The organism is Bacillus sp. z14 (2026) (assembly GCF_058313575.1).
In genome coordinates this window covers 41,293-56,110 of the sequence record NZ_JBZFQK010000002.1, presented here as the reverse complement: position 1 = coordinate 56,110, position 14,818 = coordinate 41,293, and the positions used below count along the sequence as shown (strand labels likewise).

The window sequence follows — 14,818 nt, the reverse complement described above, 5'->3', positions numbered from 1 at the left end:
TATACTCTTCACTTATTATTCATAAATATTATTTTTTGCTATTTCCTTTAGCCTATTGAGATCCTTAACAAATAATTTACCATTCGATCTACTGATTATATCCTCATTGCAAAGAGTTTTTATTATACGGTTTAAATGTCGGTAGCTTGTTCCAACCATATCCGCAATATCCTTTAAACTTGAACCTACAGCTTCTTCATGATAAACCGGACGCTCACCATCTGTAGTTGTTGATAATAAAAAACTAGCTAATCTCACTTCAACAGGATATAAAAGATTTAATGTTGCTGCATCAGTTTTAGCACGAAATCTACGTGTAACCACGTCTAGTAAAAATGACAGAAACCTTGCGTCATTACCTACAGTATGTCTAATGGTATGAAACGGTATTTTTAACACCAGACAATCAGTACTAGCTTCAATCGTATGAAGTACAAGCGTACCTTGTATATATTCAATATCGCCAATAATTCCTAATGATTTTTGGAACCGCAATATTAAGCGTTTATCATCAGGGGTTATGGTATATATTTTAACTTTTCCTTCAACGAGAAAATACATATCATTGATTTCATCGCCTTTAGAACAAATCAACTGTCCTTTTTTTATTTGCACAACATCAATATCATTTAAATCAATGCCAGAAAAAATCTCGCACATATCATATTTTTTTAGATACTTTAAAATGAACTTCTCTCTTTCAGCTTTTTGCATCAGATGTTTCACCTTCAATTATTTAACCTTCGTTTGTCAGTAATCTTCCCTATTCCATCACGAATTACGAGTAGAAGTATAGCTTTTATATTTGAGATGGTAAATATATAATCATTTCCAACCAAAATAAGAGTGACCTTTTCTACCAAAGTCACTCTACTTTAAATCTATCAAATTATTATGCAATCAGTATATGTTCTTTAATCGTTTCGATCACGCCTGACTGATTATTTGTTTTTGTTTCAAATCTGGCTATGTCCTTTATTTGATCATGGGCATTTCCCATCGCAAAGCTATAATAAGCACTTTGCATCATTTCAAGGTCATTTAAATAATCACCGAATACCATTGTTTCATTATGGTGTATATTTAAAAGCTCTTGTACTCGCTTTATGGCGATGCCTTTATTGGCACCCGCATTCATAATATCCATCCAAAAATAGCCACCGATCGTCACTTGATAATCCTTTTTAAATGAAGTAAAGAAGGTTGCACTGTTTTGCTCAGCCCCCTTGAAATCAAGAAGGCTTACCTTTAAAATCTCATCTTCTACAAGCATTAAATCTTCAACCAAATCACATCGGGCATAATATTTATTTACTTCTGCAAGTGCCTCTGGTTCCGACCTTTCAATATAGGCTGCTTTTTTCCCACAAAGGACGATATGTACTCCCTCAATGGTTCTTGCTATTTTTATAAATTTTCTTGCCTCTTCAAGGTTTAGTGTATGAGAATATAACTCTTCCCCTTTATATACAACATATGTTCCATTCTCAGCAATAAATAGCATTTGTTCTTTTATATCATGAAATCTCTCTACAAGATTATAATATTGACGCCCACTGGCTGCTCCAAAAATAATCCCTTTCTTTTTTAATTTATAAAAAACTTCATAAAAATCCTCAGGGAATTGGTTATGATCATCTAAAAATGTGCCGTCCATATCTGTTGCTATTAATTTAATCATGTAATGCCCTCTCTCCTCGATGCTATTTATAAATTTATTATAAATGACTTCTACCTCTTTTACATGATTCAAAGCATTTTCCATCATCGGTCTCACTTTTTAGAAAATTTTTATATTTATTTTAAAGTCATTATTGGGACATATGTCCTTGTAAGTCAGTTTGTTATATAAGTATAATTCTTCAAGGCTGATGGTTATTTTTATTGCCATTGAGCAAAATGATTGTAAATAAATAAAAAGATTGAGAGGTTTTTTTAATGAGCATTATTCTCGGTATTCTCGGAATCGCATTGCTAATAGGAATTTCCTATTTATTTTCCAATGATAAAAAGAATATCAATTTTAAAGCTGTTGCCATCATGATTGGCTTCCAGTTAGTTCTAACTTTCTTATTACTAGGTACAACTGTCGGTTTAAAGGTAGTTGATGCAGTGGCTGGAGCGTTCAATAAATTATTAAGTTACTCCCAGGAAGGTATCGAATTCGTAATTGGTGGATGGATTCCTGAAGGAGGTTCTCCATTCTTTGTAAATGTCTTAATGCCTGTTATTTTTACATCTGCATTATTATCTGTACTTACACATTACAAAATTCTTCCTTATATTATCAAATATATTGGCGGACTTATTTCAAAAATCACTGGTTTACCTCAAGTAGAAAGCTTCAATGCTGTTAACTCTATATTTTTCGGTCAATCAGAAGCAATTCTTGCAATTAAAAGTCAAATTGGTAAGCTAAATTCAAACAGACTATTTATTGTTTCAACATCAGCAATGGCAAGCGTATCTGCAGCATTGATTGCATCCTATATGACAATGCTGCCTGCGAAATTTGTATTAATCGCTATTTTCCTTAATATGTTCAGTGCATTAATCATTACTTCCATCATGACACCAGTTAAAGCAACGAAGGAAGATACTGAAATCGATATTAACGATATGGTTCAAACAAAAAATGTATTTGAAGCCATTGGTGCCGGAGCATTAGACGGTGGAAAAGTAGTCGTAATTGTTGCTGTAATGCTAGTTGCATATTTAGCAATCCTAGGACTTTTAAATGGTATTGTTGGCGGAATTGTTGGAGTTGATTTAACTACAATTGTAGGATATCTCTTATCTCCAATCGCTTTCATTATGGGTATTCCAGCAAGCGAAATGATCACAGCAGGATCTGTAATGGGTACAAAATTGTTAGCAAACGAATTTGCTGCGATTTTACAATTCCAACCTTTAATGGCTGACATGTCTGAGAAAGCAGTTGCTGTTATTTCCACATTCTTAATTTCATTTGCTAACTTCTCTTCTATTGGTATCATTAGCGGATCTATCCAAGCGATCAATGGTGCAAAAGCAAAAGAAGTAAGCGCATTTGGTTTCAAACTATTCATCGTAGCTACAATGGCATCTATCTTGTCTGCTACAATTGTAGGATTATTTATTTAATAATTACCTCGGATAGGATTCTTGGAGATAACCCAAGAATCCTATCTTTTTTTATAAAAATTAGCGATCCCTATTCCTACGATTTCTCCTAACTTGTACTTGTATATTTTCCCTTTAAAAATAGTAATGAAAAACCAAAGAAAGGTTACCCTAAGCTTAATCCACGAAAAGGAGTGAGTAATATGGGTAAAGACCGACAAGAAAAGAAGCTGAGAAACAGCAAGCGCGTTGAATCTGACCGTGATCAAGCACTACATAATAATGGTTCTACGCGTTTGGACACAGCTGATGAAGCACGAAAAGACCAATAATCTTGTAGCTTATATAAACTTCTTCTCAGGAGGCGTCCAAATGTTTTTTACTCTCATGAAAACCTTACACCTCGGGATTATTGGCGGCGCTCTTTATTTGTTAGTAGAGCTAATATGGAGGGGACATACTCATTGGACAATGGGGGTGCTTGGTGGTATTTGCTTCACTCTGTTTGGGTTCCTGACTCTAATTAAGATCCCGCTGTATCTGAAAGCTTTGGCAGGTACTCTTTTAGTGACCTTCCTAGAGCTATGCGCCGGTCTTATTTTAAATATATGGCTAAAGCTATCTATATGGGATTATAGTGCCCTTCCTTTTAATCTTTATGGACAAATTTGTGTACCCTATGCTCTATTATGGTTGCCTTTATCAATAGCTGGAATTATCCTATATCCGCGTTTACACTCTTGGTTATTCCAGAAAAATCACTCAAACCTTCGCATAAATTAATAAAGGAGACCAATGAGCTTCATTGGTCCCTCACCTATTCAATCATCAATCTAAATTGTTCTTCCGTTATAATAGGCACTTTAAGAGATTTTGCCTTTCTATATTTGACTGTCCCTACCCCTTTTGACCCCATTAATAAGTAATCTGTTTGGTTCGTAACCGCTCCCGCCAGTACTCCACCAGCTTGTTCAATTAATTTCCTGAAATCATATCTTCTTATTGAAAGTGTACCAGTTATAACCACAGTCTTACCTTTTATTCCATGCTGCTCTCGATTGAATACCGGTTTTTTCCTGCAATCGCTATTTGTACAATATAGTTGCTCACCATCATTCTTTACTTTATCCCCACAATTAGGGCAAAATTCAGGTAGGACAAAGCAAGTTTCTGTACCTGTCCGTTTTTCTATTTCCACCCCTATAATAGTTTGTACATCCGACATCAAAACCTGGTCGCCAATTCGAATATCCATTAACTTGATTAAAGAGAATCCATGCATCCGAAGGGAATAATAACGTTCTCCTGCTAGATCAATCGCTTTTATTCTGACAATAGGCTCAATCCTTCCAGATGGAATTACCTCAGGACAAATATCATCAACTGTTAAAATTGCTTCATCAGATGAAAAAGGTAATATGAACCCTTCGTTGCAGTCATGTGAATCAGCAGAAAGTATTTGCAGACCTGATACGGAATAGCCTATCTCTTGACGGTGATACTCCATAAAAGTCTCGTAAAATAAATGAATTCCTTCAATACTATTTTCAATTTGCTCATAATAGACCACGTGAAATCCTTGATTCTTTAGAAACTCTACCTGTTCAATCTCATTATAACCACTGTCATTATCCAAGCCGAATATATCAACAATATTTGAAACAATGACCCTTAGCTTTCTTTGCTCATAATCCATCTGCTGCTGGAGTATTTTTTTCGTTAAATCTTTATGATGTAAATACAGGCCATTTCGATTCAACTTTTCAAAATCCGAGAAGGTGTGAATGACATGTGCCCTCACCTTTAATAATCCCTTAAACAAAATCTTGTCAGGGACATCTACACTGATTCGAACCACTTGAGTTACATCCACTTCAAAATGGTTTTGATCAACCATGATTACCTTATTAAGAAGTCCATTTTGATATGTCATTTCTACTGTTAAACCATTGATGAGTAATTTGATAAGCAAAGGATTGCCAGCTTGCTTTAAGTATTCTTTAAGTCGTAGTTGGTATTTATCTGTATGAGTCATTGTCAGTTCCTTTATAAAATCCTATTTGACTTGTAAATTGTATATCTATATTTTAACAGGTTGTTTGAACATTTTATTTATGGAAAATTTAACATCTACTATCTGTGATAACGTTCAATTTTTTCCTTCAAACAGGTCTTCCACTTATTCAGTCGCGCACTGGTACATAATCCTTACTGCATTATAGATAATTGAGGTAATTATAGATAAAGAAACCTTATACCAAAAAGTCATCTTTCGATGTATGATAGTTGTTATGACAACTTAGAAGAAGGATGTGGACTATGAAAAAGTGGATTGCGATTATCACCATACTCATACTAGCCATTCTGACTGCAGCCAGCTTCTACTTTTATAAAGTAGCCGTTTATCGTTCTGATAAGGATTTTCTAGATGATAATCCAGATTTAGATGTCTCAACCGACAACTCTCTACTGGAACAGGCACTTTCATGGATGAGCAAATCAAACTTTGAGACTGTATCAATCACTTCTATGGATGGTCTGAAATTAAAAGGCTATTATTTGGAAGCTAATGAACCAACCAATCAAACCGTTATTATTGCGCATGGATACGCAGGCAAGGCTAAGAATATGGCTGCATACGCAAAATATTATCATGAAACTTTAAATTATAATGTGCTTATGCCGGATGCGCGTGGACATGGTGCTAGCGAAGGGGATTATATTGGTTTTGGTTGGCCAGAGCGCAAGGATTATCTTCAATGGATTGATTATATAATCGATCGTAAAGGAGAAGATTCAAACATCGCCCTGCATGGTGTTTCGATGGGGGCATCTACTGTCTTAATGACAAGCGGCGAAGAGCTGACAAATCAAGTAAAAGCAATTATTGCCGATTGCGGATATACGTCTGCCAAAGATGTTCTATCCTATCAATTGAAAAGAATGTATCATCTTCCAAGCTTCCCAATTATCCAAACTACTAGTTTGTTAACAAAAATCCGGGCAGGGTACTCTTTTGGAGAAGCTTCAGCTATCGAGCAGGTCAAGAAGACAAATTTACCCATCCTCTATATCCATGGTGAAGCTGATACCTTTGTTCCAGTTGAAATGGTACAAGAGCTTTATGAGGCTACTCCATCAGAAAAAGACCTCTATTCAGTACCGAAAGCAGAGCATGGCAATGCCTATGATATAAATCCAGCATTGTATGAAGAAAAAGTTAGTTCATTTTTAACGTACTATATGCCAAACAAATAATAAAAGCCCTTGTCCTCCATTTCATCTGGAGAATAAGGGCTTTTCAAGTTTACTTCCGTTCTTTTCTTTTTCGAATATACCAAACAATACACAGGATAAATAGCACAATGAGTATGACATAGATTACATTTGAGAAAGTGTCCATATAGTTTACAATCTCATGCCAATTTTCTCCCACACTTGCTCCCAGGTTGACCAGGATGGTATTCCAGACAACTGTCCCTATTGTTGTAAACAAAATGAATAATGGAAAATTCATATTGGACATCCCTGCAGGAATAGAAATTAGGCTCCGAATTAAGGGAATTAGACGGCAGAATAAGACTGTCCAAATACCATACTTATCAAACCAGGCATCAGCCTTATAAATGTCTTCTTTTGTAAGACGAAGGATCTTCCCATACCGATCAATTATTTTTTCCAAACGACTGACATCAAGCAATCGGCCAATGAAATATAAAATGATTGCACCGGAAACCGAACCTATTGTAGATACCAATATGACACCAACTACCGTTAACTGAGTTTCATGTGTCATATATCCTCCAAACGTTAAAATCACTTCAGACGGAATAGGAGGAAATACATTTTCTAAAGCAATTAGGAGAAACACTCCCCAATAACCAAATTGATTCATCAAGTCCATTATCCAAGACTCCAATTGGACCATCCTTTCTATGTATCAGTTATGTGTTATGACCAATCAGAAATACCTTTAAAGCACTATCATAATATTCCTTCTTTGGACAATCATAGTAATCTTCATTATACAATATCAACATAAAGCTAGGAGAAAGTAAAATAAATGCCCTTAGCCTCTCCTATAATATAGGCTAGGAAGAAAAACATATAGATGTATATTTCCAAATTACTGCTGGTGTCTATCATTATTATCATTATAGGATGTCAACTCAGCAGATATAAATCCAAGGAAATTTATGCAACCTATGAGTAAATCACGATACGTATTTGACTCCCTTTCTTTCCTGACTTGTCGGTATCATCTATGGAATATCGAAGAGAAGTGATTCTGCTGTTAAGGGGGCATAATAATTATGTTTTCAATCCTATTATTTATTGGTGCCCTTCTTTTTCTATATCTGTTTATGTATAGATTATTGTATGTAGTATATAACGAAATAGCTTTAAATTGGTTTCAAAAATCTATTGAAGTAATGTTTTCGATATTATATTATATTTAAATAATAATTACCAAGTTATACGAGGAGGATTAAATTATGCTTAAAAATCCAATCCTATGGACAAGCATCACTGCCATACTTACTGTTCTAGTTTATATCGATACTTTTTTTCTTGGCGTATTTTTATTCACTATTCCTATGGCAGTGGTAGTTGCTATTATTTCAACAATTATATCTGTACTACAAAAAAAATATAAATACATATTCTATAACTTAGTTTTAGCTATAATTGCATGTTTGTGTTATCTCATATTTCCGTGGTAGTAATAACTTTTCAAAGGATGCCTATTTGGGTGTCCTTTTTTAGTTGGCTAGTTTCCAGAAAAATGTCTTATTAATACGTTCACTCATTACTTAACATTTCTATATTCCGTAACCATTTCTTCAAACATTTGATACTTAAACTTTTTTAAATCTAAATATCTTTTATTATCAATCCTTTTTACTGCTTCCTCTTGATTTACCTTTTTAAATACATTTTTCATATTTATTAAATTCTTCGGTGGATCCAGCCAATTTGAATCTACAATCCTGATAAAACTGGTTAAGTCTGGGGTTATTGGACACACAATCTAGTCTTAAATACATATATCGACCGGAAAATATCTCTTCAATCCACCGAATTATTTCACACCCCAGTCCCTGCCCTCTATATTCATTATTTACAGCAAGGCGATGTAAATATATGGAACTATCCTCTTGATTCCCCCATAAATCGAGATCCCATTCACTTTGAACAGATGATAAAGTAAAGGTCCCTATCAGATTATTTTCATACTTTGCTACATAGGTCTCATTGTTGAGAATAGCACGCTCTATATCGAGATCCTCTCCTCCGGACAATAAATAAGACCATTGATCAATTTCCTCAGATTTGAGCCATGACGCAGCCCCTTTTAATAGTTCGATAATCTCCATGGTTTCTGAATCCTTGGCTAATCGAATTTTTAGTTTCATCTATCGCTTACTCCTTTGCGAATTTAATAAATCTGGTTACAGGTTAATAGACAGGGTATAGCTTTTATTCAGGGACAAACTCTCTGTGAATCACGTTTGAAAAAGTTTATATCTTAATCTTACGATTGAACTGAAACGTCGATTACTATCTATGTCTCTTTATAATACCTCAAAAATGCTTGTCCGATTATTGGACGGACCTCCTTCACTACACGATTATATGCTGAAGGAGATAGAAAAATGAGTTTTAAGAAAATCAATACAGTGATATTGCCCATAAGTACTTTAAAAATAAAACCAGCCGCGCAAAAAAACACAGCTGGTTTGCCTCTAATACAATCAATCTATGACTGGACTTCCGTTGTCCTTTCACGCCATACAAAGGAAATCAGCAAGCTAATTCCCAATAATATAGCCGCAAAAATATATGGGTAGATCAGATCAATAACAAATAAAATCCCGCCAATTGACGGTCCGATAATATTCCCAACACTCGTGAATGCTGAGTTCATACCACTGACAAATCCCTGATCTTTTCCGGCTATACGAGATAGATAAGTCGTTATTGCCGGTCTAATTAAGTCAAAAGCAAGGAATACCATAAACGTTACCGCCAACACGCTCCAATAAGCGGATGCTCTTGTTAAAAGGAACGCAAAAACAGCTCCTACCAGTAAACATAGCTTAACCAGCCATATTTCCCCGATTACTCTTGTAATTCTCTCGAATAAAAATACTTGTGCGATGACTCCTAATATGGCACTAACCGTAATGAGCATCGCTATATCTTTAGCAGTGAAGCCATATTTTTGATCAACGAATAAGCTATACATAGATTCAAAGGTAGATAGACCAAGTGAAGATGATAAGATAATTAGGAACGGAATAAGGTAAATAATCGTAAATAGCTTATGATATCCTTTCTTGCCAGGTACTTCTTTTGAAGAATTCGTTTCTACTGTGCGCTCAGGTTCCTTCAACATTAAAATGGAGAAGATTCCCGCGAAAATCCCTAGTCCAGCGGCGAAATAAAAAGGCACTCGCGTACCTATATCCGCTAAGAAACCACCAATTCCCGGTCCAATGATAAAGCCTGTATTAATTGCTGCTGATAAATACCCCAATGCTCTTGGACGTTCCTTCATTGTGGTAATATCTGCGATAAATGCTGTTACTGCAGGCATAATAAATGCCGCACTAACTCCACCTAAAATTCTGGACAGGAACAGTACCCATACCTGTTCTCCCAAACCGAATATCAACTCTGATATGCCAAATAAAAACATACCGATTATAATCATACGCTTACGTCCGTATAAATCCACCCATTTCCCTGCAAATGGTGAGAAAATGAGCTGTGCGACCGCAAACGCTGAAACGAGGTAGCCCATAATCATGCCATCGAGGTTAAGTTCTCGCATAAGTGTAGGCATAACTGGTATTACAAGGCCAATCCCTAAAAATGCAATAAACATATTACTTAATAAAAGGATAAGTACTTTATTCTGATTCTTGCTGCCTGACATCGTTTTACTCCTTTTCTTGTATACTAGTTTATAATTCCTACTAATAAAAATAAACCCTATAGTTACTATAGGGTCAAGTAGATTTTATTCGTACTTTCAATTCAACGATAAAATCATCTTCATTGACTGCCGTATCGGTAAAAGGCATATACAACTCATAGACGATTTTTTCAGTTGGTATTTTTCTGTTTATAATATAAGAATAAAGCGTCTCATAAGAGGATTCATATACTCCTTCTGCTGAATGGAAGGCAATACATACGTATTCACCGGCAGGTAATTCACCAATCTCCATATATTTATTTGAGACCGTGATTTCCTCGTCCGTGAGAACTGGTGTAAAGATAGACGTATATTGCCAATCAAGCATAGAATCATATTTTTTTAATGGATACGTCGCACAATAGACACTGTCAAATACCGTTCCATGGTCTTCTAATACTTTCATTAAATGGCCATATTCTTTTACTGGAATGATAGTGGCGGATGAAGGTGCCTGATTATAAGTAAGAATACGCTGTTTATCATATTTTTTTATATACACTTTTTCTAATTGTTCAGGAGAGGGTTGATTTAGTATTTGCTTCTTCTTATAACGCAGAATGGCCTTAACATCCTCCAGCCGACGCAGCTGCTGCTCAATTTTACTTTCCTGCGCATCTAAAAATTCAGCCATCTCCCCCGCTGATAACTGTAATACAGATTTTATCTCACTCAACGGGACTCCGACATGCTTCAGTGATTTAATGATATCCAAATAAAACAGCTGCGTATTGCTATAATATCGGTATTGGTTATCAGGATCGGTATAGGAAGGTTTAAATAAGCCAATCTTATCGTAAAACCGTAGTGTTTGAACGGATGTATTTGTAAGCTTTGACACTTCACCAATCAAAAAATATTGTTTCTCCATTTCTGACTCCTTATTGTCTCTTTCATGCAATTAGATATACTTCATTATAGACTATCAAAGACCGTTTATAAGCCAAAATAAAACTGATTCTAAACGAATCAATGCGATCTGCTCGAATCACCTTTAATTTGTAATCCGTTCAAACTCCAGTCCCAAAAGCTTCTCTTTTATATCAAGTCCACCCCCATAACCGACCAATTTTCCAGTAGCACCGATTACACGGTGGCAGGGAACGATAATAAAAATCGGATTCTTATTATTCGCCATTCCTACTGCTCGAGAGGCACTAGGATTCCCTATCCTCTCTGCCACCTGTTTATAGCTTCTTGTCTCTCCATAAGGAATCTGCAATAATTCCTTCCATACACTCTGTTGAAATGGAGTACCATGAGGATTCAGTTTTACAGAAAATTGTTGCCGTTCCCCTTTAAAATATTCCTCCAGTTGCATAACAGTTTCTTTAATTAACTGTGTTTCCTTAATCTCAGCTTTTATTGGCTTTTCACCTAAAAACACATCTGTAATCCCGATCCCATCTTCTGCGATTCCTACTTTACCTATTAGCGTCGTATAATAATAGGCATATTTATTCCCCACCTAAAATATCCTCCTTTACATTAATCATTCTGTTCATTATTATCTAAAATACCTAATAAATGAGTCATACTCATTATCTAAAGTAAAACCATTATTTTTATACAGTCTTCGCGCTTGTTCATTGTCAGGTGCTGTTTGAAGGGATAATGATTTTGCCCCCGTTTCCGTGCATAAGTTAATAGCTGCATCCATTAACAGCTGTCCAATTCCCTCTCGTCTTGCTTCTTGTATAACATACAAATCATTAAGTATCCAAGTTCGTTTCATGGCAATAGAGGAGAACGACGGGTAAAGCTGTATAAATCCCACATACCTTTTATGATTCACAGCCACAAAAATAATTGAATCCCTCTTTTCTAAGCGCTCACTAATAAAAGTCATTGCACCATCAAAATCACTTGGTTGATGATAAAATTCTCGATACGAATTAAATAATTGGCTAACCCCTTCACGATTCTTTAGAGTGGCCTGATAAATTTCCAACTATTTTATCCTCCTCTTGATTAATTAGTGATTGGAAAATCCATTGCACAGCATCCTTTAAATCTTCAGCAATATACTCTATTGTCATTCTCTTAATTTTTTTCTGATGTTTCAATAATGTTGCATGTCCTGATCCCGTTTTTACAAGTATTTTTAAACAATTTGCCTGTTTAGCTGCTGCCATATCACTCCATCTATCCCCAATCACAATGCAATTTTCTAAGTTTAATAGATGTTTAGAAGCAGCCTTCAATAACATTCCTATCCCTGGCTTTCTGCACTTACATCCATCTTCCGGAGAATGAGGACATATTAAAACATTATCGAAACCAAAGCCTTTTAACTCATCGATAAAATCTTGCTCGGTTGCCATTCCTCTAGAAATCCCTGGCTGATTTGTAAATGCGAAAATTTTTATATTATTTTCTTTAATCTGCTCGATACAAGAATGCGTAAAGGGAAAACACTCAAATTTACCCGGATAATGAATCGTATCATCTCCACCTATTGTTCCGTCTCGATCAATAAAAACTGCTTCAATTTTATTTATCTTATTCATAATATATAATCCCCTTCTTCTTACAATTTCTATATATCAATTACAAAATCCTTTTATATAAAAAACAGGAAGCAAATTGCTTCCTGCATCGTCTCTATTCTTTCACTCTCAACAATCTTAAACTATTTAATGTCACGATTAACGTCGCACCCATATCAGCAAAGATAGCAATCCATAATGTTAACCAGCCTGGAATGACTAATAATAGGGCAATCGCTTTAATTGCCAATGAGAAGGTGATGTTTTGTTTGATGATGGTCAGCGCCTTACGACTTAACTTAATTGTATATGGCAATTTACTTAAATCATCAGACATTAAAGCTATATCAGCTGTTTCCAAGGCTGTGTCTGTTCCAGCACCGCCCATGGCAACACCAAGATTAGCTGCAGCCAGCGCAGGAGCATCATTAATTCCATCTCCAATCATAGCTACACGCAAATTACTTTTACGGAGATTTTTAATATAGTTTAATTTATCCTCTGGTAGTAAGTCAGCCTTTATATCTGAAACACCAACTTCATGACCAATTGCTGCTGCTGTTCCTTCATTATCTCCTGTGAGCATAATCGTTTTTTGTATTCCAATTTGATGAAGCTTCTTAATAACCTCTTTAGAGGATTCCCTCACTTCATCAGCCACTGCAATGATAGCTAATATTTCTTTTTCCGTACCAAGAATCATCATCGTTTTACCTTGGGTTTGAAGTGACTGAATCTGATTCCTTTGCTCTGTTTTAATCTGATCCATTAACAAATCTTCAAATAAGTGCAAGCTTCCTACATAATACGTTTCTTTATTAACGCTAGCCTTTATTCCCTTACCTGTAATGGATTGAAATTCATCCACGATTATATCTTTATAACTCAGACCCATTTCTTCAGCTTTTTTTGTTACCGCTGAGGCCAATGGATGCTGTGAACCATTTTCTATTGCAGCAGCAATCATGAATAACTCATTTTTATTTTCAGCAAAGGCGATATAATCTGTTACAGTAGGGATACCTTTTGTAAGGGTACCTGTTTTATCGAAGGCTATTGCATTTAAATGTCCAGCTTCTTCAAGATGAATACCACCTTTAATCAAAACACCATTTTTAGCAGCATTCCCTATGGCTGTTACAATAGCAACCGGTGTAGATACAACCAAAGCACATGGACAGCCTACCACTAAAGCAGCCAACCCTTGATAAATCCAAGCACTCCACTCCGCACCGAAAAATAATGGAGGTACAATGGCAATTAAGAACGCAATCACGATGATTGCAGGGGTGTAATACTTAGCAAATTTATCTACAAAAGCTTGTGAAGGAGCTTTTTCCGCTTGAGCCTCTTCTACTAAATGAATGATTTTAGATAATGTTGTATCTTCTACTCGTTTTGTAACCTCTACTTCGAGCAATCCCTCTTCATTTAATGTACCCGCATACACATCATCATCGATGGCTTTAAAAACCGGAACACTTTCACCCGTAATGGCTGCCTGATTTAAAGTTGACGTTCCTTTTATCACTTTACCGTCCATTGCTATTTTTTGTCCCGGCTTTACAATCATGACGTCACCGATCACAATATTTTCGACATCCACCATAATTTCATGATGCCCACGCCTAATCAAGGCTTCTTTCGGAGCAATATCCATTAAAGATTCAATCGATTGTCGCGCTTTATCCATTGAATAACGCTCCAATGCTTCACTAATGGCAAAAAGGACAACTACAGTAGCTCCTTCACTCCACTCCCCAATCAACGCTGCACCAATAATGGCAATGGTCATCAAGGTATTCATGTCAAAGGTTAATTTCCCTAAATTTTTCAGGCCGTTTATAAAAAGGGTATAACCACCTATTAAAATCGCTGCTCCATATCCAATTGTAGGAATTATCTGATCTTCACCATATATCTGGCCTAAAAACCAGCTAATCACTATTAATATAGCTGAGATATAAACTTTGTAGGTTTCTTTCTGTTTCCAAAACGGAGTCTTTTCGATTTTTTTCTCTTTTTCATCTCGTATTTTTAAATGCTCAAAAGCACCCGCTTTTTCTATATCTTCAATTGTAGCTGAGCCTTGCACATAAATCTTGGATGCTCCGAAATTCACCTTAGCTTCTTTGACTCCATCTAGATTTTTTACATTGTTCTCAAATATATTGGCACAATTAGCACAACTCAACCCTTCAATACGGTATGTTTTTTGATCTGTTTTTACATGTTCATTCAT

Annotated in this window: 15 protein-coding genes; 4 read left to right on the top strand and 11 right to left on the bottom strand. The window is 35.6% G+C overall.

The window, feature by feature from the left end:
- Positions 1–15 precede the first annotated feature (15 nt).
- Positions 16–714, bottom strand: coding sequence for a Crp/Fnr family transcriptional regulator (locus tag AC4G3O_RS06195; protein WP_066102056.1), 699 nt, complete (start codon positions 712–714; stop codon positions 16–18).
- Between the two features lie 178 nt (positions 715–892).
- Positions 893–1,681, bottom strand: coding sequence for an HAD family hydrolase (locus AC4G3O_RS06190; RefSeq protein ID WP_066102422.1), 789 nt, complete (start codon positions 1,679–1,681; stop codon positions 893–895).
- 257 nt (positions 1,682–1,938) lie between these two features.
- Between AC4G3O_RS06190 and AC4G3O_RS06185 the strand changes: the two genes are divergently transcribed.
- From AC4G3O_RS06185 to AC4G3O_RS06175, 3 genes are all read left to right on the top strand, one after another.
- The gene (locus AC4G3O_RS06185; RefSeq protein WP_066102060.1) at positions 1,939–3,123 is read left to right on the top strand and encodes a NupC/NupG family nucleoside CNT transporter; all 1,185 of its coding nucleotides are present in this window, start codon (positions 1,939–1,941) and stop codon (positions 3,121–3,123) included.
- A gap of 182 nt (positions 3,124–3,305) precedes the next feature.
- A complete protein-coding gene (locus AC4G3O_RS06180) occupies positions 3,306–3,434 on the top strand; it encodes a YpzI family protein (RefSeq protein ID WP_066102064.1) in 129 nt (42 codons plus the stop codon).
- Between the two features lie 40 nt (positions 3,435–3,474).
- Positions 3,475–3,885 carry a putative ABC transporter permease gene (locus AC4G3O_RS06175; RefSeq protein WP_066102067.1) on the top strand — a complete coding sequence of 137 codons (411 nt, stop codon included), beginning with the start codon at positions 3,475–3,477 and terminating at the stop codon, positions 3,883–3,885.
- Between the two features lie 34 nt (positions 3,886–3,919).
- Here AC4G3O_RS06175 and AC4G3O_RS06170 read toward each other — a convergent pair whose 3' ends face one another.
- Positions 3,920–5,137: a BRCT domain-containing protein gene (locus AC4G3O_RS06170; protein ID WP_491135965.1), complete on the bottom strand. Its 1,218-nt coding sequence runs from the start codon at positions 5,135–5,137 to the stop codon at positions 3,920–3,922.
- A gap of 284 nt (positions 5,138–5,421) precedes the next feature.
- Between AC4G3O_RS06170 and AC4G3O_RS06165 the strand changes: the two genes are divergently transcribed.
- Positions 5,422–6,360: an alpha/beta hydrolase gene (locus tag AC4G3O_RS06165; protein ID WP_491135964.1), complete on the top strand. Its 939-nt coding sequence runs from the start codon at positions 5,422–5,424 to the stop codon at positions 6,358–6,360.
- A gap of 49 nt (positions 6,361–6,409) precedes the next feature.
- Here AC4G3O_RS06165 and AC4G3O_RS06160 read toward each other — a convergent pair whose 3' ends face one another.
- From AC4G3O_RS06160 to AC4G3O_RS06125, 8 genes are all read right to left on the bottom strand, one after another.
- Complete coding sequence (locus tag AC4G3O_RS06160; RefSeq protein WP_066102076.1) at positions 6,410–7,021, bottom strand: DedA family protein; 612 nt, start codon at positions 7,019–7,021, stop codon at positions 6,410–6,412.
- Positions 7,022–8,030: 1,009 nt separating this feature from the next.
- Positions 8,031–8,519, bottom strand: a complete 489-nt coding sequence (locus AC4G3O_RS06155; RefSeq protein WP_491135963.1) for a GNAT family N-acetyltransferase — start codon at positions 8,517–8,519, stop codon at positions 8,031–8,033.
- A 344-nt stretch (positions 8,520–8,863) separates the two neighbouring features.
- A complete protein-coding gene (locus AC4G3O_RS06150; RefSeq protein WP_491135962.1) occupies positions 8,864–10,045 on the bottom strand; it encodes an MFS transporter in 1,182 nt (393 codons plus the stop codon).
- Between the two features lie 73 nt (positions 10,046–10,118).
- Positions 10,119–10,958 (bottom strand): MerR family transcriptional regulator, encoded by an 840-nt coding sequence (locus AC4G3O_RS06145; protein ID WP_066102093.1) that lies wholly within the window; start codon positions 10,956–10,958, stop codon positions 10,119–10,121.
- 123 nt (positions 10,959–11,081) lie between these two features.
- Complete coding sequence (locus AC4G3O_RS06140; protein WP_066102096.1) at positions 11,082–11,555, bottom strand: methylated-DNA--[protein]-cysteine S-methyltransferase; 474 nt, start codon at positions 11,553–11,555, stop codon at positions 11,082–11,084.
- A gap of 39 nt (positions 11,556–11,594) precedes the next feature.
- Positions 11,595–12,038: a GNAT family N-acetyltransferase gene (locus tag AC4G3O_RS06135; protein WP_066102099.1), complete on the bottom strand. Its 444-nt coding sequence runs from the start codon at positions 12,036–12,038 to the stop codon at positions 11,595–11,597.
- Positions 12,004–12,588: an HAD-IIIA family hydrolase gene (locus AC4G3O_RS06130; RefSeq protein ID WP_066102425.1), complete on the bottom strand. Its 585-nt coding sequence runs from the start codon at positions 12,586–12,588 to the stop codon at positions 12,004–12,006. Before AC4G3O_RS06130 ends, AC4G3O_RS06135 begins: the two co-directional genes overlap by 35 nt.
- Positions 12,589–12,691: 103 nt before the next feature.
- Positions 12,692–14,818, bottom strand: a complete 2,127-nt coding sequence (locus tag AC4G3O_RS06125) for a heavy metal translocating P-type ATPase (RefSeq protein ID WP_139891537.1) — start codon at positions 14,816–14,818, stop codon at positions 12,692–12,694.